Here is a 22,181-nt window from a genome sequence, read left to right on the forward strand (position 1 = left end):
ATACGGAGGTTCGAAGGCTCCATGGCCGACAACGTCACCTCGTTGTTCCGCGGCTCCGCGGCGCACAGCCCCTCGATGGCCGCGCTGACGCGCGAGGGCGGCGACGGCCCCGGGCCGGTGGACTTCTGCATCCCCTGCAACCCCTACTTCCCCACCCCCGCCATGTTCGACGAGCTGGCGGGCCGGCTGCGCGACATCCTCACGTACTACCCGAGCAGCGCCGACACCATCACCGCCGAACTGTGCGAACTGCTCCGGCTCCCGCCGAGCTGCGTGGCGATGGGCAACGGCTCGACCGAGCTGATCACCTGGATCGACCACCTGCTGGTCACCGAGTCGCTCGCGGTACCCGTGCCGACCTTCGGGCGGTGGACCGACCAGCCGATGGAGACGGGCAAGCGGGTCGACATGTTCCCGTTGCAGGAGTCCGGCGGTTTCGCCCTCGACCTCGGCCAGTACGCCGAGTTCCTGCGCAAGCGCGGGTCCCGGGTCGCCGTCGTCTGCAACCCGAACAACCCCGACGGCGGCTTCCTGCCCCGGCAGGCGCTGGTCGACTTCATGGACGCGATGGCCGACCTCGACCTCATCGTGATCGACGAGTCGTTCCTGGAGTTCGCCGACGTGGAGGGCGACCCCAGCACCGTCCAGGACGCGATGCTTCGGCCCAACGTGATCGTGCTGCGCAGCCTCGGCAAGAACTTCGGGCTGCACGGCATCCGGTTCGGATACCTGGTGGCCAACCCGGCGCTCGCGGGCAGGATCCGCTCGATGCTGCCGAAGTGGAACCTCAACTCCTTCGCCGAGCACGTGGTGTTCATGCTGAAGGAGCACAGCGCGGAGTACGGGGCGAGCCTGCGGCAGGTGCGGCAGGACCGCGTGGACATGGGCCGGCAGCTCGCCCGGCTCCCCGGTCTGACGGTGTACCCGTCCCAGGGCAACTTCCTCTTCGTACGGCTGCCGGTGGGCGCGGAGGGCACGGTCGTGCGCGACCGGCTGCTCACCGGGCACCGCATCCTGGTGCGCGAGTGCGGCAACAAGATCGGCTCCTCCAGCCGCTTCCTGCGTCTCGTGGTGCGCCCCGAAGTCGACGTGCGCCGGCTGGTGGCCGGGATGGAGCAGGTCCTCTACGGCACCGGGACGTCCGCGGCGGGCCCCGGTACCCCCGGTGCCGGTGGCTACAGCTCGGGGACGGCGGCGGTGGACCGCCTGGTGAGCGAGACGAACGGGGCGGGGATGCGGGGGCTGGCGGCACAGGCGTCCGCGATGCCGCCGGAGCAGGCGCAGGGGCCTGGGCAGGTGCAGGGGCAGGGGTCGGCTCCCGCGCCGGCCTCCGCACCCGCCCCGACGCCCGCCCCTGCGGCCTCGGCGGTTCCGGGGCTGGGGGCGATGGTGGCCGCGGCCGGGCTGGGGACGCCGTCGGCTCCGGCGGCGCAGCCGCTGCCGGGGGTGGTCTACGGCGGGGTACCGGCCGCCCCGGTGTCGGCGCCGCCGGCCGCCGCCCAGGTGGGGCCCGCCCAGGCGCCCGCGCCGCTCACCCCGGGGTGGGGACCCGGTGCCGCACTGCCGGGGGCGCCGGAGCCGCAGGGCGTACCGGAAGTCTGGGGGATGCAGCCGGTGCAGGGCGTGCAGGAGGTACAGGGGATGCAGGGCACACCGGGCATGCCCGCAGGGCCGGGTACACCGGGGATGCCGGGAGGGCCGGGAGGGCCGGGCGGCCCGGGTGGACCGGGAAGCCAGGGGGGACCGGGGATGCCGGGTGTGCCGAACATGCCGGGTATCCCGGGCATCCCGCCCCAGCCCGGCCCCCCCGGGCCGCGGTCCGTTCCGGCGGGCGGCGTGCCGCCGGTGGAGACCCGCCGGGGCATGCCGGCGGCGGGCGGCCTGACCGCGGCGCAGGTGCGCGGCCGTACGCAGCCGGACCCGCCACCCGATGCGGCGGCGGGCCGGCCGCCGGCCGGCGCGATGTATCGGGCGGGCTGACCTCCACCAGGGCCGCCCGCCGCACCCGCCTCTTCTCCCCGCTTCTCCCAACATCCGGTGAACGCAAGGGTGTTGGGGGCGTCCGGACGATGAACTCACCGTGTGATTCCCGCACAACTCTCGCACTTGGGGATCTTCCGGGGTCACTATGGCCGCCCATCGTCCCTCCTGCCTTTCCGGAGTCGGCCGTGAACGGCTTTCCCTGGGAGTCCGCGTTCGCCGTGCTCGGCCTCGCGGTTCCCGTCGGCGCGGCGCTGTGGGAGTTCGTCCTCGCCGGGCGCAAACGGCTCGGGTACCGCGTCCAGATGGACACGACCGCGGGCGACGCCGCGGCCTCCCCGTACGCCGGAGTCCTCCAGCAGATGCAGGGCACCGACGGCGCCCCGCTGCGTGATCCGTCGTTCGTCCTGCTGCGCATCGAGAACAGCGGCTGGGCGCCGGTCGTGGAGGACGACTACCTCGCGCCGGCCGAGGGCCCCATGGGCATCCGCATACGGTGCCGGGGCCGTCGTGTCGTCGGCATGGTGGTGACCGAGCTCAGCCGGGACGAGTTGCGCGGCTTCTTCACCCCGAGCACCGGCCACCACGGCCTCCTCCCGGGCACCGTCCCCGGCTTCGGGGTCACCGACGGTCTGATCGAGCTGCCCAAGGTGAAGCTGAACCGGCGCGACCACTACAAGGTGCTGGCGGTCCTGGAGCGCGAACGGGGCGTGCCGGGCGAGGCGTTCCCGGAGCCGGAGGTCGTCGCGAGCGTCGTCGGCGGGGTGCGCGGGGGGACCGTCAAGAAGACCGAGTACCACCCCTTCGCCTCCCGTCCCGTGATCGCCCTGCTCGTCGTGCTGACCCTGGTGGGCGCGGTGCAGTCGCTGCTCACCTTCTCCCGGGGCGACGAGGCGCACGCGGCGCCGCTGGACTGCGCGAGCGGCCGGCTCACCCTCTCCGGCTCGACCGCGTTCGCGCCGGTGGTCAGGGAGGCGGCGAAGCAGTACGCGAGGACGTGCCCCGGCGCGCACCTGTCCACCGCGGGCAGCGACTTCAACGGCAGCGGCCCCGGGCTGCGCGCCCTGGCGGACGCGGGCGACAAGGCCGCGGGGGTGAAGGGGGCGGACGGCAAGGGGCTCGGCAACCGGCTGACGTTCAGCGACGGCGCCAAGCCGGCCGGCTACCCCCGGCTGCTGCCCCGCCCCGTCGCGCTCTCGCTGTTCACCCTGGTCGTCAACAAGGACACCGGCGTCCAGGACCTCACCCTCGCGCAGATCAGGGACATCTACGCCGGGAGGATCACCAACTGGAAGGACGTGCACGGCAAGGACGTCCCGATCCACCTGGTCAGCCGCTACCCCGACTCCGGCACGCGCACCACGCTCGAACGGAAGGTCCTCGACGGCCAGAAGCTCCCGGCGACGACCACGAGCGACTGCACCGCCCTGGAGCGCGACCGGCCGGGCCGCTGCGAAGTCGGCGGGACGGACGTCCTGCTCGACACGGTGGCCCGCACCCCCGGTGCCCTCGGCCACAGCGAGGTGGGCAGCGCCGCCGGGCACGCGGGCGTCGTCCAGGTGCGGATCGACGGGTTCCCGGCGACCCTGGACGGGGTCGAGAAGGGCGCGTACCCGTACTGGCAGACGGAGTACGCCTACACCTACGGCGAGCCGCCCGCCGACTCCCTCGCGGCCGGCTTCCTGCGCTACCTCGCCCAGCAGGTCGGCCAGGACATCATCCGCTCCCACGGCGACCGCCCCTGCGCGGAACTGTCGAAGCCACTGCTGTGCAGACCGTCGTAGCGCTCGTCGATCTGCCGTACCGGCTACGGCAGATCGACGAGCACCCTCACCCCGCCGCCCGCGTCGACGCGCTCGTGGGCGTGTGCGATGTCGTCCAGGGCGTACCGCTCGACGGGGCCGGTGGTGAGGGCGCCCGCCGCGGCGGCGGCCGTGAGGTCCCGGGCGGCCTGCCGCCTGGCCTCGGCGGGGAAGTCGTCGCTGCCGAGCAGCCGCAGCGTGACGTTGTTGAACAGCATTGTCCAGAAGGGGATTTCGGTGCGGTCGGCGCCGGTGGCGTAGGCGGCGATCACGGCGTCATTCGCGACGACCGCGTCGTCGAGCGCGGCGTTGGCGGACAGGGACACCTCGACGATCCGGTGGACGCCGCCGGGCGCGTGCGCGCGGATCGCGGCGGCCGGGTCGCCGGAGTCGAGCGCGACGGCGTGGTGGACGGCGTCCGGGTCGACGCGGCCGAGGTCCGCGCCGCGCCGCACGGTGCCGATCACACTCGCGCCGCCCCAGTGCGCGAGCCGCGCGGCCAGGGAGCCGACGCCGCCGAGGACGCCGTGCACCAGGACGGTCCGCCCGTCGACCGGGCCGTCCGCGAACACGGCCCGGTGCGCGGTGATCCCCGGGATGCCGAGGCTCGCCCCGAGGTCGTCGCCGACGTGGCCGGGCAGCGGCACGGCCCGCTCGGCGGGTACGACGGTGTACTGGGCGGCGGTGCCGAAGGCCCGGTAGGACTGGGCACCGTACACCCACACCCGCTGCCCGGTCCGCCGTGCGTCCACCCCGTCCCCCACGGCGTCGACGACCCCGGCGGCGTCGCTGTGCGGCACGACACGGGGGTACGGCATCGAGGAGCCGAGCCAGCCGCGCCGCTTCTTGGTGTCGCCGGGGTTCACCCCGGACACGGTCACCCTGACCCGCACCTCGCCGGGCCCCGGCTGCGGGTCGGGCAGCTCGCCGACGCGCAACACGTCGGCGGCGGGCCCCTGTCGGTCGTACCAGGACGCGCGCATGGCGATCCTCCGGATCGGTCGGTCGGTCGGTCAGTAATTAGGTAAGTCAGTCCGCCGGGCCCTCGACCCGGCCCTCGCCCGTCGCCCCGCCGAGCACCTCGCGGAGCCAGGCGCGTTCGGCGCGGCTGGTGGCGCGGGCGGTGAGGAGCATGCCGCGCCGGTAGGGGTCGTCGACCTCCTCGGCGCGCAGCGGACGGCCGCCGCCGCTCTCGCCGTCGTCGTCCGCCGCGAAGAAGCTCGCCGGCTCCTCCAGGAACGCGAGCCGCCGGCGCAGTACGGCGTGCTGCTCGGCGGTGTCGGGCAGCAGGGAGAGGAACGCGAGGACGACGAGGAACCGGGTGAAGTCGGTGATCTCGTGCTCGGCGGGTGTGCGCAGCCGCCGCAGCATCTCGTCCCGCCCGGCCGGCGTCAGCGCGAGCACGTACCGCCCGGCGCCCGCGCCGGGTTCGGGGTTGCGCTCCAGCAGCCCGGCCCTGGCGAGCCGGTTGATCGCCGGGTAGAGGGTGCCGTCGCTGACCGGCCGGACGTACCCGGTGAGCCGGGCGATCCGGCCGCCGCAGCGCGTGCCCCCGCAGGGGGCCTTCGGCGAGGAAGCCGAGGATGGCGAGTTCGAGCATGCGGCCATCATCGCAGGTTTCATCGAATCGATGTATACATCGATTCGATGGCTGGCCCAGGACGCGCGGTCGTCGAACCTCCCCCAGGGAAACCTGCTGGCCGCGGCCCGTCCGGAGAACTGGGACGCCGCTTTCGACGTGCTGGCGGCGGCGCTGCCGCACGACCGGACGAGCGTGGTGGTCATGGACGAAGTGCCCTATCTGATGGATGAGACGGGCGCGTTCGAGGGCATGCTGCAACGGGCCTGGGACGGGGTGCTTCAGACCAAGCCGGTCCTGCTCGTCCTCATCGGCTCCGACCTGTCCATGATGGAGGCGCTGAACAGTTACGGCCGCCCGTTCCACCAGCGCGGCCGGGAGATGGTGCTCGGCCCCCTCAATCCGGCCGAGGTGGGCGGCATGCTGGGGCTGGAGCCGGCGGCGGCGTTCGACGCCGCCCCGGTCACGGGCGGGCTGCCCCTGATCTGTGCGGAATGGCCGCACGGCGCCGGGCTCTGGGACTTCCTGTCGGACGCCCTCAACGATCCCGTCACGGCGTTGCTGGTTTCGGCGGAGCGGTCCCTGGCGGCCGAGTTCCCCCAGCAGGCACAGGCCCGTACGGTGCTGTCGGCGATCGGCAGCGGTGAGCGCACCTTCGCCAACATCGCCCGTGCGGCCGGGGAGATCGGCGCGACCCCGCTTCAGCGCTCCTTGCGGATACTGACCGACAAGAGGATTGTCTCGGCCGAACTGCCGCTGTCCACACGCCCGTCGAAGGACCGGCGCTACCGGGTGGCGGACCCCTACCTCCGCTTCTGGCTCCGGTTCCTCGGCCCTGCGATGGGCGAGGTGGAGCGGGGCCGGGGCGACCTGACGCTGAACCGTGTCCGTGAGAACTGGACCAGCTGGCGCGGCCGGGCGGTCGAACCGCTCGTGCGCGAAGCACTCGGTCGGCTGCTGCCCGACACGGCTCTGCCACCGGCACCCGCCGTCGGCGGCTACTGGACCCGGACCAACAATGTGGAGATCGACCTTGTCGGAGCCGACCGTGCGCCCCTCGCCGAGAAGCTGCTCTTCGTCGGCTCGGTGAAGTGGCTGGAGAACTCTCCCTTCGACCGGCACGACCTGGCCGCGCTGCAACGCCACCGCGCCGCGCTCACACCCGACCCGCTCCCCCTGGTCGCGGTCTCACGCAGCGGAACGGACTGCACGGGCCTCGACGCCTCGTACGGCCCCGCGGAGCTCCTGGCGGCGTGGCCCGCCTGATGCCGGCACCGGCCCCGCGGACGGGGGGCGGGCCGTCGGCTCAGGGGTTCTGCCAGGCCGCCGGGTTCTCCGCGAGTTGTCGTACGGGGGCGGGCAGAGCGCCGGCGGCCAGGTCGGCCACCGTCACGCCCTCCAGTACCTGGCGGACGTTGGCCCGCAGGGCGATCCACAGCGGGAGCAGCGGCTCGGCGGGGCCGGTGTACTTGAGCTGGGTCGGCCGCTCGCCACGTACGGAGACGATGGGGCCGTCGACGGCGCGGATGATGTCGGCGACGGTGATCGTGTCCGCCTCCCGCGCCAGCCGGTAGCCGCCGTTGCCGCCGCGCCGGCTGGCGACGAGGCCGGCCCGGCGCAGATCGCCGAGGATGCCCTCCAGGAACTTGTGCGAGATGTCCTGCACCTCGGCGACGGACTCGGCCTTCACCGGCCCGCCCCCCTGCCGCACCGCCAGCTCCACCACAGCCCGTACCGCGTAGTCCGCCCGCGCCGAGATCCTCATACGCTCATTGTGGTGCCGAAGGCGGCATCCGGTGACCACCGGCTGCCACCACCGCCCGGAACTCCGGGGGTGCCAGCACCCGTATGAGGGCGGCCAGCGCGCCGGGAGTGGTGGTGAGGACGGTGCCGGGCCGGTCGCTCTCGCGCAGGTGGACGGGGCCGACGGGGGGCCGGGCGGCGACGTGCAGGCAGTTCGCACCACCCGCCTCACTGAACGAGGACTTCTGCCAGGTCAGTTCGGTCATCGTCATGCTCCTCGGTGGGTGTACAGGACATGCTGGATCAGACCCCAGGAATCGCGCTCCTCGTGGCGGTCCGGAGACGCCGAGGGGACGATCGCGGGCAGGGCGTTGCGGGCCAGCGCGGCGGTCGTCGCGCGGTAGTGGGCCACGTCGTCGGTCTCGTGGAGGCTGACAGCGGCGGCGGGGTGTTCGAGGAACACGGTCTCCAGGCCCGGTACGCCGGGGCTCAGGACCAGGAACGGCGCACTGACCCAGGACTGCTGGGCACGGTCGAACGGCAGGATCTGAATCGCGACGTGCCCGTCGGCGGCAGCACGGATCAGGTGCGCCAACTGACCGCGCATGACGTGCGGGCCGCCGACGACCATGTGCAGCGCCGCTTCGTGGATCAGGGCGTGCAGACGAGGCGGTCGTTCCCTAGCGAGGATGCGCTGCCGCGCGAGGCGGAAACGTACGAGCGCGTCGATCTCGGCAGGGTCGGCTTCCGGCCGTGCCGACGTGAAGAGGGCACGCATGTACTGCTCGGTCTGGAGAAGACCGGGGATCAGCAGTGTCTCGTAACTGGCGATCTCGGCAGCACGGTCCTCCAACTCGGCCAGGTCGAGCGCGCGCGGCGGCATGAGTCTTCGGTACTCCGACCACCAGCCTTTTCCGCTGCTCTCGGCCATACGCACCAGCTCATCGACATAGGGGACACTTGTGCACCCATACCCCTCCACCAATTCCCGCAGGCGCTCGACCGGGATCGCGGTCCGGCCCGCCTCGATGTGATTGAGGTGGGGACGCCCCATACCAATCAGCGCGGCCCCTTCGGCGAGATTCAGGCCGGCGGCTTCGCGTAGCTTGCGCAGTTCGATGCCGAGCCGTCGCTGACGTTCGGTGACGTTGAGCCGTAGGGCCAAGACCGGGCCTCCCTGAAGGTCGGGGACAGTCTGCCGTGTTGGCAGGACAGGGTCCACCAATCACCGAAGAAGGTTGCAAACGTGCTGAGCCAATGGCTACTTTATGTACGGCGACGCTCACACAGTGATGTCGGAAGCCTCGCCGTCGACGTACGCGTACGCACGCCGCATCGCGGAAGCGCACCGCCGGATTCACGGGCCGTTCCGGGCTAGCCCGTTCCCAGGGGGCGGCAGAGCCACCGCGGGCGGCGCACGTCGACGCGCTCGTTCCGCATCCCCTTTCCGCGTCACCGCTCAGCGCCCTGGAGGCGTCAGTCATGCACCTTCCGCACGCCTACACCCTGTTCACGCCTGCCACCGCGACCTCCCCCAAGGTGTGCCGAGACTTCGTGCGCTCGGTCCTCACGACGCTGGGAGCCGGCGAACTCGCCCCCACGGCCGCCCTCTGCACGTCCGAGCTGGTGACCAATGTCCACCTGCACGTGCAGGGCCAGGTACACCTGCGAGCCGTCGTCGAGGCGACGGCGGTCCGCGTGGCCGTGTACGACGAGAGCCCGGAGCCACCCTGTCCCCGGGGCAGGGTCGACGGCGAGGCCGAGGGCGGGCGGGGCCTGCTGCTCGTGGCCGAACTCGCCGACGGCTTCGGCGTCACCCGCACCCGCACGGGCAAGGGCGTGTGGTTCCAGCTCGTCCGGAACTGAGGAGCAGACGCCGGCTTCCCCCTCGACCCTGCCGTCCGCGCCTACGCCTACGCCAGCCGGATCACGTTCCACGACAGCGGCTCCAGCGTGGCGCTCAGACGGCCGTCCGTCAGGGCGGTGCCCCTTACCTCGTGGGGGGTGACACGGTCCGGTGCGTCGAGGGTGTTGCGGGCCTCCGGGTCCTCGTCCGACAGGGCCGTGTGCTCCACCACGCGCGTCAGGTCCAGGCCGGACAGGGCGACTTCGAGCGGCAGGGACTCGCTCCGGCCGCGGTTGACCGCGAAGACGGTGACCGTGCCGTCCTCCGCGCGAACCGCCGTCGCGTGCAGCAGGTCGGCCTCGCCGTACTTCCGCGTCTCGTACGTCGGCGAGTCGACCCGTACGTCCAGCACCTCGCCCCGGCCGTGGCGGGACGCCTGGGCGAAGGGGAAGAACGTGGTCTGGCGCCAGGCCGGGCCGCCCGGTTCGGTCATGATCGGGGCGATCACGTTGACGAGTTGCGCCAGGCACGCCACCTTCACCCGGTCCGCGTGCCGCAGCAGCGCGATGAGGAGCGAGCCGAGGACGACCGCGTCGGTGACGGAGTAGCTGTCCTCCAGCAGACGCGGCGCCTCGGGCCAGTCCAGGGCGCTGACCTGGGCGTCGGCGCGGGACATGTACCAGACGTTCCACTCGTCGAAGGAGAGGTCGATCTTCTTCTTCGACTTGAGCTTCGCGCCCACGTGGTCGCAGGTCGCCGCCACGTTCTCGATGAAGGACTCCATGTCCACGGCCGAGGCCAGGAAGGAGTCGACGTCGCCGTCGTGCGGCTCGTAGTAGGCGTGCAGGGAGATGTGGTCGACCAGGTCGTACGTGTGGGTCAGGACCGTCGCCTCCCACTCGGCGAAGGTGTCCATGGACTGCGCGGAGGAGCCGCACGCGACCAGTTCGACGGACGGGTCCATCTGCCGCATCGCGCGGGCCGTCTCGGCGGCGAGGCGGCCGTATTCCTCGGCGGTCTTGTGGCCGGTCTGCCAGGGGCCGTCCATCTCGTTGCCCAGGCACCACAGCTTGATCCCGAAGGGTTCCTTGTCGCCGTGGGCGGCCCGGAGGTCCGAAAGGGCGGTGCCCGAGGGGTGGTTGGCGTACTCCTGGAGCTCCAGTGCCTCGGCGACGCCGCGCGTGCCGAGGTTGACGGCCATCATCGGCTCGGCCTGCGGGCCGATCCGCTTCAGGAAGGCGAGGTACTCGGACAGGCCGAAACGGTTGGTCTCCGTGGAGCGCCAGGCGAGGTCGAGGCGGCGGGGGCGGTCCGCCACCGGGCCGACGGAGTCCTCCCACCTGTAGCCGGAGACGAAGTTGCCGCCGGGGTAGCGGATCGTGGTGACGCCGAGTTCGCGGACCAGGTCCAGGACGTCCCCACGCAGCCCCGCCGCGTCGGCGGTGGGGTGGTCCGGTTCGAAGACGCCGGTGTAGACGCAGCGGCCCAGGTGCTCCACGAACGAGCCGAAGAGCCGGGGGCTCACCTCCCCGACGGTGAAGGCGGGGTCGAGGGTGAAGCGGGCGCTGTCCATGAATTCCTTCGCGAGAGGGCGGGAGCCGTCACGGGACGGCCCCCGCCCGAACCGGGGTGCGGGCAGGGGCGGGTCCGGGGTCAGCCGGCGAAGGGGGGCAGGGCGAGGCCCTTGCCCGCGCCGGGCAGGACCATCAGGGAACCGGCCAGGGGAGGCGCGGGCGACAGCCCGACCCGCGCCGTCGTGATGTAGAGGTCCGTCAGGTGGGCACCGCCGAACGCGCACGCCGTGACGCGCGGCACCGGCAGCCGCACCACCCGGTCCAGCTCACCCCCCGGCGTGTACCGCCGCACCGCCGCCCCGTCCCACAGCGCCACCCACACGCAGCCGTCCGCGTCCACCGTCAGCCCGTCCGGGAAGCCCGCGCCGTCCTCCACCGTCGCCAGCGGCCGCCGCCCCGAGACCCGCCCGGTGGCCGGGTCGTGGTCGAAGACGTCGATGCGGCGGGTCGGGGTGTCGATGTAGTACATGAGCCGCCCGTCGGGGCTCCACCCCGTGCCGTTGCTCACCGTCACGTCGTCGAGGACGACCTCGGCCGCCCCGTCCCCGGTGATCCGGGACAGCGTGCCGCCGCCCTTCGCCTCGTCGTAGCGCATGGTGCCGGCCCACAGCGACCCGTCGGGCGCGACGGCGGCGTCGTTGCCGCGCCGCCCCGGCACCGGCTCGTGGCGCAGCCACCGGAAGTCACCGGCGTCGTCCACCAGCCCGATACCGTCGCGCAGATTGAGCACGAGACCGCCCCCGGCGCGCGGCTTGACGGCGCCGACGTGCTGCTCGGTGGTGCGGACCGTCCGGCGTCCGGAGACCGGGTCGTAGGTGTGCACCCGGGAGCGGAGGATGTCCAGCCACAGCAGCCGTCCGGCCGCCGCGTCCCAGGTCGGGCCCTCGCCCAGTTCCGCCTCCGCCCGTACGGCGACTTCCACTTCGTACGTCGTCATGCCACGCTCCGATGACCGAGATGTTCCGACAGTTCGGCGGCGCCCTTCGCGGCGAGTTGTTCCAGTTCGGCGCGGCGTTCCTCGCTCCATCGGATCATGGGCACGGAGATGGACAGCGCGGCGACCACCGTGCCGGTGCGGTCGCGCACGGGGGCGGCCACGCAGGAGACGTCCTCGTTGGACTCACGGGTCTCCACGGCGATGCCCCGGCCGCGGATCTCGCGCAGGGCCTCACGCAGCGCGGCCGGGTCGGTGATGCTGTTGGCGGTCATCGCGGGCAGCTCGGCGCCGGCCGGGACACGGGCGTCCAGCTCCTCCTCCGGCAGCGAGGCCAGCAGCATCTTGCCGACGGAGGTGCAGTGGGCGGGCAGCCGGCGTCCGGCGGCTGACACCATGCGCACGGCGTGGGTGGAGTCGACCTTGGCGATGTAGATGACGTCGGTGCCCTCCAGGATGGCGACGTGCACCGTCTCGTCGCAGGTCTCGGCGACCGCGCGGGCCACCTGCTGCCCCTCGGCGGCGAGATCGAGGTTCTCGGCGTAGCGGCTGCCGAGCTGGTACGGGCGGACGCCGAGGCGGTAGCGTCCCGGCTGCCCCGGCACCTGGACGATGTACTGGCGCGCGGCCAGGGTGGTCACCAGCTCGTGCACGGTGGTGCGCGGGAGCTGGAGTTTGCGCACGATGTCGGGGGCGGAGAGCGAACCGTCACCGTCCAGGAAGAGCTCCAGTATGTCGAGAGCCCGGGTGACGGCGGGTACGAGGCGTCCCACGGTCCGGCCCCCTCTCTGTGGTCGTGTTTCCGCAGTGGTGCGTTGAGCGCTTCTATGGGTGTTCGAGATTTCAACTGGCGATCGGCATGACGAACACGGCGAACACAGGCTAGTCAACGGGCCGGGGCAGCGGCAATGGGCCGGGCAGCGGCGGCAGCACACGGGCACGGGAGCGGGAGCCGGGTGCGGAAGCCGCGCGGGACGATGGACCCATGCCGCCCGCGAAGAAAGTCCCGCCGACGCCCTTCACGCCCCTGGACTTCCAGCTCGTCCTGCTGCGCCGCATGGCCGACCACAACCCGGACCTCGTCGAGCGCGCCCGGCACGAGCTGGGGGTGTCGGTGGCCGGCATGCGCGAGGCCAACAGGCGGTGGCAGGCGATGGTGCGGGGGCCGCGCTCGCGAGGGGCGGCGGCGCGTCTGCGGTCCGTGCTCGGGGCGCCGGAGACGGCGGCCGCGCGCCGCGTCGGCGATCTCGACTGCGAGGCGCTGCGGTGGCCGGTGCCGCTCTGGCCCGACCTGCGCTTCGAGGCGCTGGTCGGGCCGGACGGGGCGGTGTGGAACGAGTGGCTGGTACGGGCGCCGGGGGCGGCGGCGCCGCGGCTGCGGACGGTGGACGACCTGGTGCCGTGGTCGTGCACGGTGGACGAGGTGGCGCGGGCGTTCGCGCCGGCCCGGCCGCTGGAGGGGACGGCGCCGACCCGGTGGGGGCTGGCGTTCACCGCGCCGGACGGGGAGGGGGTGCGGCGGGAGTGCGCGGCGGAGTTCACGTGGGGGTTGCTGCAGCGGGTGGGGGTGAGGTGAGGGTTTTTCTGGCCCCCGCCGCCCTTGCCCTTCCCGTCCCTGCAAGGGGCGCTGCCTCTTGGACCCCGGCACGGGACTTCGCCCCGTTTCGCACGGTTCCCCGCGCCCCTGTCAAAGGGCGCGGGGAAACCCGTTTCAGGCGGACGCCGCCCGCAGGATCTCCGCCGCCACCACCGGCACCGACCCCGGATGCAGCCACAGGAACAGGTTCGGCTCCACCAGCTCCAGTTCCATCACGCACGGCCGCCCGTCGTCCCCGTCGACGAGGTCGACCCGCGCGTACAACAGCGCGGGATCCCCCGGCACCGCCGCCAACGCCCGCTCCGCCACCGCGACCTCCGCCGCCGTCGGCTGCCACACCTCCAGCCCGGGATGCGCGGTCTTGCGCGCGTCGTACGGCGTACCCGGCGTGAGCACCGCCTTCTTGCGGCTCGCGTGCACCAGGCGCCCGCCGAAGAACAGCAGCGGCCGCTCGCCGGTGACGTCGATGGCCTTGAGATACGGCTGCACCATCGCGGTCAGCCCCTCCGCGTGCATCCGCTCCAGGTGCCGTACGGCGGTCGCGCGCTCGCCCGGGGCGTACCGCGCGGCGTACCGGGAGCCCGCCCCGGAGGTCGGCTTGATCACGTACTCCCGGTCCTCGGGCAGCTCCGCCGGGTCGCCGGGGGCGAGGTAGCCGGTGGGCACCGTGGGGACGCCGGCGGCGGCCAGCTCCCCCAGGTACCGCTTGTCCGTGTTCCACCGTACGACCGGGGCCGGATTGGCCAGCCGGGTCAGCTTCCCGCACCGCTCGGCCCAGGCCGTGAACTCCGCCACCCGCAGGGTGTAGTCCCAGGTGGAACGGATCACGACGAGGTCGAAGGAGGCCCAGTCCACGTCCGGGTCGTCCCAGAACACCGTCTCCGCCCGAGCCCCGGCCCCGTCGAGCGCCGACAGCAGCAGGGGCAGATCGCGGTCCTCGGGGCCGTCCGGTCCACGTCGGTAGGTGGCGAGGGCTATGTGGGGCACGGCATGGACTCCTGACCTCGGACGACGGTGGCACGGATCGGCCCCGGCGAGGCTAACAAGCCTCCCGCACCGGCCTCGCTCCGTTTCCGGATGCGGACGGCCGGGAGCCGCGGGGCGGGAACGTGACGGGGGCGGGCACGTGACGGGGACGGGCACGTGACGGGAACGGGCACGTGACGGGAACGGGCACCGCGTGCTGGCGGACCCGGTGACAGCCGCGTAGGTTCGCGAGTCGGACAGTCGTCCCAGTCGTCCCAGTCGTACAGTCGTCCGTTCGTCCCCGCTCGAGGAGTGTGCCGCGTGTCCCTGCTGTTTCCGGCGTTGTTCCAGGCCGCGACGGACGACTCGGCGACCGTCCGCCGGCCCGCCCTGCGCTTCGGCACGCATGCCCTGAGCCACGGCGAACTGGCCGTCGCGGCGCGGCGGTTCGCGGCGCGGGTGCGCGAGGCCGCGGACGGCGGGCGGGTGGCGGTGTGGGCGACACCGGTGCTGGAGACGGCGGTGGGCGTGGTGGCCGCGCTGGAGGCCGGCCTCGCCGTCGTCCCGCTCAACCCCCGGTCGGGCAAGGCCGAGTTGGAGCACATCCTGGCGGACAGCGCACCGCGACTGCTCCTCGCGGCACCGGGAGAAGAACTTCCGCGGGCGGTGCGGGAGTTGAGGCGGCTTGACGTCACGATCGACGCCGGGATCCGTACCGGGACCGACGCCGGGACCGGCACCGGGATCGACGCCGGGACCGGCACCGGGACCGGCACCGGGATCGATCTCGGGGGCAGCGAGACCGTCCCGGCCCTGGACGAACCCAACCCCGAGTCCCCCGCCTTCGTCGTCTACACGTCCGGCACCACCGGCCCGCCGAAGGGCGCCGTCATCCCCCGCCGGGCCGTCGCCGCCACGCTGGACGCGCTGGCCGACGCCTGGCAGTGGACCGCCGACGACGTCCTCGTCCACGGCCTGCCGCTGTTCCACGTGCACGGGCTGATCCTCGGCGTCCTCGGCCCGCTGCGGCGCGGCGGGGCCGTGCGCCACCTGGGCCGGTTCTCCACCGAGGGCGTGGCCCGGGAGCTGAACTCCGGGGCGACGATGCTGTTCGGGGTGCCCACGATGTACCACCGGATCGCCGAGGCGCTGCCCGGTGACCCCGAGCTGGTGCGGGCGCTCGCCGGGGCCCGGCTGCTGGTGTCCGGGTCGGCCGCGCTGCCCGTCCACGACCACGAGCGGATCGCGGCGGCGACCGGGCGCCGGGTCGTCGAGCGGTACGGCATGACGGAGACGCTGATGAACACCGCCGTCCGCGCCGACGGCGAGGCCGGGCCGGGCACGGTCGGACTGCCCCTGCCGGGGGTCGAACTGCGGCTCGTGGAGGAGGACGGGACGCCGATCGCCGCGTACGACGGGGAGACGGTCGGCGAGATCCAGGTGCGCGGGCCGAACCTGTTCACCGGTTATCTGCACCGGCCGGACGCCACCGCCGGCGCGTTCACCGCCGACGGCTGGTTCCGCACCGGCGACATGGCGGTCCGGGACCCGGACGGTCACGTCCGCATCGTGGGCCGGAAGGCGACGGACCTGATCAAGAGCGGCGGCTACAAGATCGGCGCCGGGGAGATCGAGAACGCGCTCCTCGAACACCCCGGGGTGAGCGAGGCGGCGGTCACGGGCGAGCCGGACGCGGACCTCGGCGAGCGGGTGGTCGCATGGGTGGTGGCGGCGGAGCCGGCATCACCACCGGCGCCCGAGGCGCTGGCCGCGCACGTCGCGGAGCGGCTCGCCCCGCACAAGCGGCCACGGGTCGTCCACTACCTGGACGCCCTGCCGCGCAACGACATGGGGAAGCTGCTGAAGCGGGCGTTGCGGACGCCCTGAGCACGGCGGCGCCACGCACGCGCTGCACCCGCCGTGAACACGGCGCCACGGACGCCTTGACCACTGCACCGCGCACGCCCCGCACAGTTCACCCGTTCGGGCGTTCCCTGCCCGGCCCAGCTCCGCGCGCGGGAACGGGTGGTCGCGCTCACGATGCGAGTGAGGGGCCGCCGGCCGGAGGTCCCACGGTCCGTGCCTCGGGAGGATGTCGCCGTGACCGCGAGTCTGGAGCAGTTGCGCCGTTGCCACTTCGCCGTCGACCTGGGGGCGGCGAGGACCCGGGTCTATGTGAAAGGGGTCGGGCTGGTCGTCGACCAGCCCAGTGCCGCCGCCGTCAACACACAGACCGGGGCGCTGATCGCGGTCGGGGAGTTCGCCGAGAAGATGACCGGGCGCACGCCCTCGTACATCAGGGTGGTGCGGCCCGTCTCCGGCGGCACGGTGGTCGACATCGAGATGGCCCAGCGGATGCTGCGGCAGCTGCTCGGCGAGAAGCTGCGCCGCACGCTGCGCCGCAAGCCCCGGCTGCGGGCGGCCGCCTGCACCCCGCACGACGCCGATCCGCTGGCCCAGCGCGCCACCGTGGAGACGATGGTCGGGCTCGGGGCGCGGCGGGTGGAGCTGGTGGACACGCTGGTCGCGGCGGCCGTCGGGTGCGGGCTGCCCGTGGAGCGGCCCGAGGCTTCGATGATCATGGTGTGCGGGGCGGCGGCCACGCAGATCGCGGTGCTGTCGCTGGGCAACATCGTCACCGCCGAGCGCATCCCGGTGGGCGGCGAGGCCGTGGACCACGCGATCGTGCAGCATCTGCGCCACCAGCACGAGTTGATGCTGCCCAGCCAGTCGGTACGGCCGCTGCAGGTCGCCCTGTCCGGCAACGGGCTCACCCCGGGCGGCCCCGAGGTCACCGAGATCCACGGCCGAGACGTGGCCACCGGGCTCCCCCGCTCGGTGAAGGTCGACACCGCCGCCGTGCGCAACGCCATCCAGACCCCGCTCACCGCCGTCCTCGACGGCATCGGCAAGGTGCTGCGGGACTGCCCGCCCGACCTGGTCGCCGATCTCGCCGACCGGGGCATCATGATGGTCGGCGGCAGCGCCCTGCTGCCGGGGCTCGACCAGATGCTGCGGCAGGCGACCGGGATGCCGGTGTACATCGCCGAGCGGCCCGACGTGTGCGCGGTGCAGGGCCTGGGCGAGATGCTGGAGGGCCGGATCGAACCGCTGGTGCTGGACCCGCTGGCCGCCTGACCCCCGACGCCGCCGTGCCCCGGCCGCCGTGAACGCGCGCGGGGCGTACGACAGTCACGGCGGTGGGCGCCGGGGGGTGAGCGATAGGTTCCGGTGGCGGGTGACCGTTAGGGTGCACGGGACGACCATGCCCGCGGAGGTGGTGTCCGTGTCCCGGATCGGAATCACCGGGCACCGCTGCGTACCCAGCGAGGTACTGCCCGCGGTGCGCTCGGGCATCGTCGCGGAGCTCGCGGAACTGAGCCTGGAACCGGCCGCGGTGGCGTTCAGCGCGCTGGCCGCCGGGAGCGACCAGCTCTTCGCCCAGCTCGCGCTGGACCACGGCGTCCCGGTGACCGCCGTCATCCCCGGCATGGACTACGAGGCCCACCTCGGTGACGAGCGGGTGCGCGGCACCTACCGGCAACTGCTCGCCGCCTGCGCGGACCGCGTCCGGCTGCCGCTGGAACCCACCCACGAGGAGGCGTACTACGCGGCGGGCCGCTGGATCGTCGACCACACCGACCGGCTGCTCGCGGTGTGGGACGGGCACCCGGCGCGCGGCCTGGGCGGCACCGCCGACGTGGTGGCGTACGCGCGCAGCACCGGCGTCCCGGTGCGGGTGCTGTGGCGGCCGGGGGTCAGCCGGGCGTGACGGCCCGCGTCCCGCCGTCCGCCGACCGCCGTCCGCCGACCGCCGACCGCCGTCGGCCGTCGGCCGTCGGCCGTCGGCTCAGGATCCGAACCGCACCAGCCAGTCCGTGTGTTGCGGGCTGCACAGCCGCTCCACGTCCTCGACCGCGTCGGCCCAGCCCTCCTCGGTGACGGTGGTGCCCATCGCCAGCCGCGCGGTGTCCAGATCCTGTTCGATGAGGGCGTGCGCGTACTCCAGCGGGCGGTGCCTGCGCACCTCCTGCCAGGCCACCCCGGCCGCCGCGGCGGCGGAGAACAGACCGTTGAGGTCCCAGTTGCCGAGCAGGCCGTAGGCCCGCAGCGCGGCCGTGACGAGGGCGAACAGGGTGAGCACCGCGGTGCCGGCGGACCAGCGGGAGGAGGCGCGGTGGGCCTGCGCGGACCGTTTGCCGTACCAGACGAGCTGCTCCAGGACCCGTTCGCGGACGTAAGTGTCGCGCCGGGCCTCGAACGGCTTGGCGCGCACGGCCCGCATCTGCGGGGTGATCTGTTCGGCGATGCGGAGGAGGGCGAGCCCGGCGGTGGCATCGCCGTGGTCCTCCCAGCCGACCTTGCGCAGTTCCCGCAGCCGGTCCGCGAGCCGTTCGGCGAACAGCCCGTCCGGGTCGACGACGCCGGTGCGGAACGCCCCGCCGTGCACCATGTACTGCCAGGCCAGCGACTTGACGACCTCGGCGGCCGCGCGGTGCGCCTGCCAGTGGGCGCGGGCCCTGCGGCGCGCGGTGTACAGGCCGAGGATCGCCGCCAGCCCGTAGCACAGGGCGGCGAGCGTCGCCCAGAACCGGCCCGCCCAGTGCTCGGTGAGTGTCGCGGCGGCGGTGCCCGACAGCAGCACGGTGAGCTGTGTGCGGGTGGCCCGGAAGGCCTCGCTCTGCCGGCTGAGCGCCAGGCGGTCGTTCTCCACGAAGAGCGGCGGCAGAGCCCTCTCGTCCACGTCGACCAACTCCGTTTTCCGGGCCCCCCGTTGCGGCCTCCGTCATCGGACCCACCATGGTCGCGCCCCGGCCCGTCCGGCACCAGACGCAGACCGGCCTCGGGGGCCCCGGACGGCCCGGAACCATCCGATCAGGGGACGGCGGGGCCGGATCCTGCCGCCGGGGCCGACCATGCCGTGGCGTGGGCGACGGCCGGTCCCAGGCCGAACAGCCGGCTGTCGGCGGCGCCGACCCGTCCCCGGACGACGGATTCCCCGACGGCGGACGGCCGCCCGCCCTCGCTCTCGTCGCTCTCGTCGCCCGCGCCGGCCTCGTACGACGCGCCAATGCGGGCGAACGGCGAGGAGTCGAGCCGGACGTCGGTGTACGTGTACCAGGCGCGGCCCCCCTGCCCGTCGCCGACGACGCAGGAGTACATCTGCCGGGGCCGTCCGGGCACCCGGTACTCGGCGAGGTGGAACGCGGTGCACACCTCCCAGCCGACCCCGAGCAGCAGCACTCGCGCGCCGGCCTCCTCCAGACGGGCCAGCGGGGAGCGTTCGCCGAGGTGGCAGTCGGGGGCGTGGTCCGCGGTGATCGCGCGGGCGCGGGCGCCGAGGGCGGCGAAGGAGCTCTGCGGGTGGGCGCTGCGCAGCGCGCCGGGCCGCGCCCGTACGGTCTCGGGCAGCACGCCGACGCCGTAGGCGGGGGTGGTGTCCGGGTCGAACGCGGGCAGCGCGGCGCGGAGTCGCTCCCACTGCGCCTCGGGGACGGCGTAGCCGCGGGTGCCCGGCCAGCGGGAGGGGTCGGAGTTGTCGGGGGTCTGGGTGTAGACGACGAGGGTGCCGGCCGGGCCGAGGACGTCCAGGAGCGCGTCCACGACCGTCTCGGCACCGCCCTCGACGGGGCCGAGCGCGCGCAGCGAGGAGTGCACGAGCACGGTGTCCCCGGCGGTGAGCCCGAGGGCCCGCAGGTCGGCGGCGAGCCGGGCGCGGGTGCACAGGGCAGCGGCCCCGGCACCCGCCCCCGCGCCCGTCCCGGGGTCCGGGCGGCGGATCGCGCGGCGCAGCTCGGCGACGAACCGTGTCCCCGCGGGCAGGAGTTCACCGCTGTCGAGCAGAGTGCCGGCGGCGGCGTCGGTGTGGCCGTGCCAGGTGTCGTACTCCCGCCGGGCGCGGGGTCCGCCGACGCCGGCGGCGAGTTCGGCGCGCCAGAAGTCGGTGACGCCGAGGTGCGCGTACGTGCCCTGGAGCAGGGCGCCGGCCGGGCGGAGGTCGGGGCGCCAGGGGGCGTGGTAGCGGGCGGCGGTGGGCGGGCCGTGCAGCGGCACCAGGTCGAGGAGCGCGCCGAGTTGGACGTGCAGGAACTCGTGGACGAGGCCGAGGGCGAGCAGGACGGGGTCCTCGGGCAGGGAGGCGGCGACGGCCCCGTACGCGCGCCGGGCGGCGGAGCTGACGCCGCCGCCGTCGGGGCCGGGCTCCAGCGGGACGAGGGTGGTCAGGCAGGCGGCGACGGCCTCGGCGTGCCAGGGGTGCCGGCGGACGAGGATCCGCCAGGCCTCGGTGAGCGTCCGCGTCCAGCGCTCCCGTTCGGGGCCGGTGAGGGGCGGGGCGAGGGTGTGACCGTGCGCGTCGCGGAAGGGGCCCCGGTCGGCGAGGCGTACATCCAGGACGCGGCCGTCGCATTCGGTGCGCACCCGGGGCCAGGGCGGGCCGTCGGGTGCGTACGGGTCGCGCACGAGGCGGTCGAACCACTCCGTGCCGGCCGGTTCGGCGCGCTCCAGCGCGACGAGGGTGCGGGCGACGCCCTCGTCGAGGTAGGGCTGGAGCAGGACCTCCCGCCAGGCGTCCGGGTCGCGGCGGTTGAGCGCGACGAGCCGCCGGTAGGCGTCCCCGACCCGCTCCCCGGCGGCCTCGCGCAGCGCGCGCACCAGCAGCATCCGCTTGCTGAGCTGCCCGGCGCGCAGCAGCGCGACACGGGAGGCACCGCCCCGGGCGCGGGCCAGCGCGAGGAAGTCCTCGCGCCCGACGGCATGACGTCCGAGGCGGCCCGAAGCGCCCCCGCGGGCGTCCGTGGTGAGGTACCGGGTGGTGTCCGTGGCGGGCTTTTCGGTGGCGTCCGTGGCGTCCGCGGCATCCGTGGTGCTCATCGGGCGACCGCCTCCGGGTGGTCGGGGCTGTCGGTGCGGTGGTCGGGTGCGTCGGCGAGCCGGGCGACGTCCCGTCGTACGCGGTCGGCGATGTGGTCGACGAGGAGCGCGAGGTCCTCGCAGTAGACGGACGGCGCCGAGAACGACGGCTCGTCGCCGGGACGGTAGCGGTGCGCGTACAGACCGCCGCCGCAGACACGGGCGCGGGGGCAGGCGCGGCAGACCGTCCCGAGTCCGGCCGTGCCGCGCTGCCGGGCGCGGAACGCCGGGTGCAGGGCGGCGTCGGCGAAGGTGTGCCGGAAGACGTCGAGGCCGGTCTCCGGGGCGCCCGGGTAGCTGACCTTGAGCGAGTCGGCCTGCTCGATCGTCCCGTCGGTCTCGACGACGACGAGGTCGACGGGGGTCAGCCCGACCGACTCGCTGCGTGCCGTGCCGCCGAGCAGCAGCACCATGATCTCCTCGAAGAGCCGGATGCCGGTCTCCCGCCGGGGGGCGCCGTACCAGCGGTCGAAGACGGCGCACAGCCAGTCGCCGTACGGGGTGGGGCCGGACGGCGGGTCGGGCGGCCGGTCGGGCGGGGCCGTGCGGTCCGCCAGTCCCGGCGGCGGGGCGTCCCAGGTGGCGTGCGGCAGCAGCAGGTCGAGCCGGGGCGGGGTGTGCGTGAGCAGCGCCTCGTACGTCTCCACGGGGTCGGCGGCCAGGTCGACGACGCACAGCACCCCGGCGTACAGGTGCCGGTGCGGGCCGGCGGCGAGCAGGTCCAGGGCACGGACGGTCGCGGCGTGGCTGCCGCGGCCGTCGGGCCGGCGGCGGTGCCGGTCGTGGTCGGCGGCGGTGCCGTCGAGGCTGACGCCGACCCGTACGCCGTACCGGTCCAGCACCTCCAGGAGCCCCGGATCCCGCCCCAGCCGCACGCCGTTGGTCTGCAGCACGAACCGGGGTGCGGCGACGCCGTCGAGGGCGCCGGTGAGTATGCCGAGCAGCTCGTCGAGGTGCCGGGCCCCGACGAGCAGCGGCTCCCCGCCGTGCAGCACGATCCGCACCTCGGACTGACGGTGCTCGCGGGCGTGGTCGGCGATCAGGGCGGCGGTGCGGCGGACGGTGTCCAGCTCCATCCGCCGGGGGCGGCCGCGCCAGCTCTGGTCTGCGGCCTCGTACATGTAGCAGTAGTCGCAGGCGAGGTCGCACCGGCTGTGGATCTTCAGCAAGAACTGCCGGAACGGCACGAGGGGTGCGGGGTCCGGTGCGGGTGGGGGGCGGAGGGAGCGGGTGGCGGGCATGGGCATC

General features: G+C 74.0%; 19 protein-coding genes and 2 pseudogenes. 8 read left to right on the forward strand and 13 right to left on the reverse strand.

The genetic code is table 11. From position 1 onward, the window contains the following. Nucleotides 1–21 precede the first annotated feature (21 nt). Together QFZ64_RS11510 and QFZ64_RS11515 are read left to right on the forward strand one after the other, a co-directional pair. A complete protein-coding gene (locus tag QFZ64_RS11510; RefSeq protein WP_307064791.1) occupies nucleotides 22–1,980 on the forward strand; it encodes a histidinol-phosphate transaminase in 1,959 nt (652 codons plus the stop codon). Nucleotides 1,981–2,168: 188 nt separating this feature from the next. Continuing rightward, a complete protein-coding gene (locus tag QFZ64_RS11515) occupies nucleotides 2,169–3,764 on the forward strand; it encodes a substrate-binding domain-containing protein (protein ID WP_307064792.1) in 1,596 nt (531 codons plus the stop codon). 23 nt (nucleotides 3,765–3,787) lie between these two features. Here QFZ64_RS11515 and QFZ64_RS11520 read toward each other — a convergent pair whose 3' ends face one another. Beyond that, nucleotides 3,788–4,765, reverse strand: a complete 978-nt coding sequence (locus QFZ64_RS11520) for an NADPH:quinone reductase (protein WP_307064793.1) — start codon at nucleotides 4,763–4,765, stop codon at nucleotides 3,788–3,790. Nucleotides 4,766–4,811: 46 nt separating this feature from the next. Further along, nucleotides 4,812–5,382: pseudogene (locus QFZ64_RS11525) on the reverse strand (PadR family transcriptional regulator). A gap of 30 nt (nucleotides 5,383–5,412) precedes the next feature. On the opposite strand from QFZ64_RS11525, the gene QFZ64_RS11530 reads away from it, so the two are divergent. Continuing rightward, entirely contained in the window at nucleotides 5,413–6,627 is a 1,215-nt protein-coding gene (locus QFZ64_RS11530) for an ATP-binding protein (RefSeq protein ID WP_373430589.1), read from the forward strand. Nucleotides 6,628–6,667: 40 nt separating this feature from the next. Here the strand turns inward: QFZ64_RS11530 and QFZ64_RS11535 are convergent, their stop codons facing one another. The 3 genes from QFZ64_RS11535 to QFZ64_RS11545 are packed head-to-tail and all read right to left on the reverse strand — an operon-like array spanning nucleotide 6,668 to nucleotide 8,269. Beyond that, nucleotides 6,668–7,126 (reverse strand): Rrf2 family transcriptional regulator, encoded by a 459-nt coding sequence (locus QFZ64_RS11535; protein WP_307064795.1) that lies wholly within the window; start codon nucleotides 7,124–7,126, stop codon nucleotides 6,668–6,670. Between the two features lie 4 nt (nucleotides 7,127–7,130). Further along, on the reverse strand, nucleotides 7,131–7,370 hold the full coding sequence (locus tag QFZ64_RS11540; protein WP_307064796.1) for a DUF397 domain-containing protein: 240 nt from the start codon (nucleotides 7,368–7,370) through the stop codon (nucleotides 7,131–7,133). 2 nt (nucleotides 7,371–7,372) lie between these two features. Continuing rightward, complete coding sequence (locus QFZ64_RS11545) at nucleotides 7,373–8,269, reverse strand: helix-turn-helix transcriptional regulator (protein WP_307064797.1); 897 nt, start codon at nucleotides 8,267–8,269, stop codon at nucleotides 7,373–7,375. A gap of 317 nt (nucleotides 8,270–8,586) precedes the next feature. Here QFZ64_RS11545 and QFZ64_RS11550 point away from each other — a divergent pair, with 317 nt between their 5' ends. Next, nucleotides 8,587–8,970: an ATP-binding protein gene (locus tag QFZ64_RS11550; protein ID WP_307064798.1), complete on the forward strand. Its 384-nt coding sequence runs from the start codon at nucleotides 8,587–8,589 to the stop codon at nucleotides 8,968–8,970. Nucleotides 8,971–9,017: 47 nt separating this feature from the next. Here QFZ64_RS11550 and QFZ64_RS11555 read toward each other — a convergent pair whose 3' ends face one another. The 3 genes from QFZ64_RS11555 to QFZ64_RS11565 all read right to left on the reverse strand — a co-directional run bounded on the left by QFZ64_RS11555 (nucleotide 9,018) and on the right by QFZ64_RS11565 (nucleotide 12,231). Continuing rightward, the gene (locus QFZ64_RS11555) at nucleotides 9,018–10,523 is read right to left on the reverse strand and encodes an alpha-N-arabinofuranosidase (protein ID WP_307064799.1); all 1,506 of its coding nucleotides are present in this window, start codon (nucleotides 10,521–10,523) and stop codon (nucleotides 9,018–9,020) included. A gap of 80 nt (nucleotides 10,524–10,603) precedes the next feature. Then, nucleotides 10,604–11,461: an SMP-30/gluconolactonase/LRE family protein gene (locus QFZ64_RS11560; RefSeq protein ID WP_307064800.1), complete on the reverse strand. Its 858-nt coding sequence runs from the start codon at nucleotides 11,459–11,461 to the stop codon at nucleotides 10,604–10,606. Beyond that, entirely contained in the window at nucleotides 11,458–12,231 is a 774-nt protein-coding gene (locus tag QFZ64_RS11565) for an IclR family transcriptional regulator (RefSeq protein WP_307064801.1), read from the reverse strand. The genes QFZ64_RS11560 and QFZ64_RS11565 overlap by 4 nt, the downstream gene beginning before the upstream one ends. A gap of 212 nt (nucleotides 12,232–12,443) precedes the next feature. On the opposite strand from QFZ64_RS11565, the gene QFZ64_RS11570 reads away from it, so the two are divergent. Further along, nucleotides 12,444–13,034 carry a hypothetical protein gene (locus tag QFZ64_RS11570; RefSeq protein ID WP_307064802.1) on the forward strand — a complete coding sequence of 197 codons (591 nt, stop codon included), beginning with the start codon at nucleotides 12,444–12,446 and terminating at the stop codon, nucleotides 13,032–13,034. A 135-nt stretch (nucleotides 13,035–13,169) separates the two neighbouring features. Here the strand turns inward: QFZ64_RS11570 and QFZ64_RS11575 are convergent, their stop codons facing one another. After that, a complete protein-coding gene (locus QFZ64_RS11575; RefSeq protein ID WP_307064803.1) occupies nucleotides 13,170–14,042 on the reverse strand; it encodes a RimK family alpha-L-glutamate ligase in 873 nt (290 codons plus the stop codon). A gap of 300 nt (nucleotides 14,043–14,342) precedes the next feature. On the opposite strand from QFZ64_RS11575, the gene QFZ64_RS11580 reads away from it, so the two are divergent. The 3 genes from QFZ64_RS11580 (at nucleotide 14,343) to QFZ64_RS11590 (ending at nucleotide 17,793) form a co-directional block, all read left to right on the forward strand. Continuing rightward, nucleotides 14,343–15,908 carry an acyl-CoA synthetase gene (locus QFZ64_RS11580; protein ID WP_307064804.1) on the forward strand — a complete coding sequence of 522 codons (1,566 nt, stop codon included), beginning with the start codon at nucleotides 14,343–14,345 and terminating at the stop codon, nucleotides 15,906–15,908. Between the two features lie 213 nt (nucleotides 15,909–16,121). Continuing rightward, nucleotides 16,122–17,159, forward strand: coding sequence for a rod shape-determining protein (locus QFZ64_RS11585; RefSeq protein ID WP_307064805.1), 1,038 nt, complete (start codon nucleotides 16,122–16,124; stop codon nucleotides 17,157–17,159). Nucleotides 17,160–17,307: 148 nt separating this feature from the next. After that, a complete protein-coding gene (locus QFZ64_RS11590) occupies nucleotides 17,308–17,793 on the forward strand; it encodes a hypothetical protein (RefSeq protein ID WP_373430590.1) in 486 nt (161 codons plus the stop codon). 78 nt (nucleotides 17,794–17,871) lie between these two features. Here the strand turns inward: QFZ64_RS11590 and QFZ64_RS11595 are convergent, their stop codons facing one another. From QFZ64_RS11595 to QFZ64_RS11610, 4 genes and pseudogenes are all read right to left on the reverse strand, one after another. After that, complete coding sequence (locus tag QFZ64_RS11595; RefSeq protein ID WP_307064807.1) at nucleotides 17,872–18,765, reverse strand: DUF4231 domain-containing protein; 894 nt, start codon at nucleotides 18,763–18,765, stop codon at nucleotides 17,872–17,874. A 131-nt stretch (nucleotides 18,766–18,896) separates the two neighbouring features. Next, nucleotides 18,897–19,748, reverse strand: a complete 852-nt coding sequence (locus QFZ64_RS11600) for an aminoglycoside N(3)-acetyltransferase (RefSeq protein WP_307071657.1) — start codon at nucleotides 19,746–19,748, stop codon at nucleotides 18,897–18,899. A gap of 75 nt (nucleotides 19,749–19,823) precedes the next feature. Further along, nucleotides 19,824–20,894: pseudogene (locus QFZ64_RS11605) on the reverse strand (HEXXH motif-containing putative peptide modification protein); the annotation flags it as partial. Then, nucleotides 20,891–22,174, reverse strand: a complete 1,284-nt coding sequence (locus tag QFZ64_RS11610) for an FxsB family cyclophane-forming radical SAM/SPASM peptide maturase (protein WP_307064808.1) — start codon at nucleotides 22,172–22,174, stop codon at nucleotides 20,891–20,893. The pseudogene QFZ64_RS11605 and the gene QFZ64_RS11610, both read right to left, overlap by 4 nt. Nucleotides 22,175–22,181 lie beyond the last annotated feature (7 nt).

It is taken from the genome of Streptomyces sp. B3I8, assembly GCF_030816915.1.
Lineage (GTDB): Bacteria > Actinomycetota > Actinomycetes > Streptomycetales > Streptomycetaceae > Streptomyces.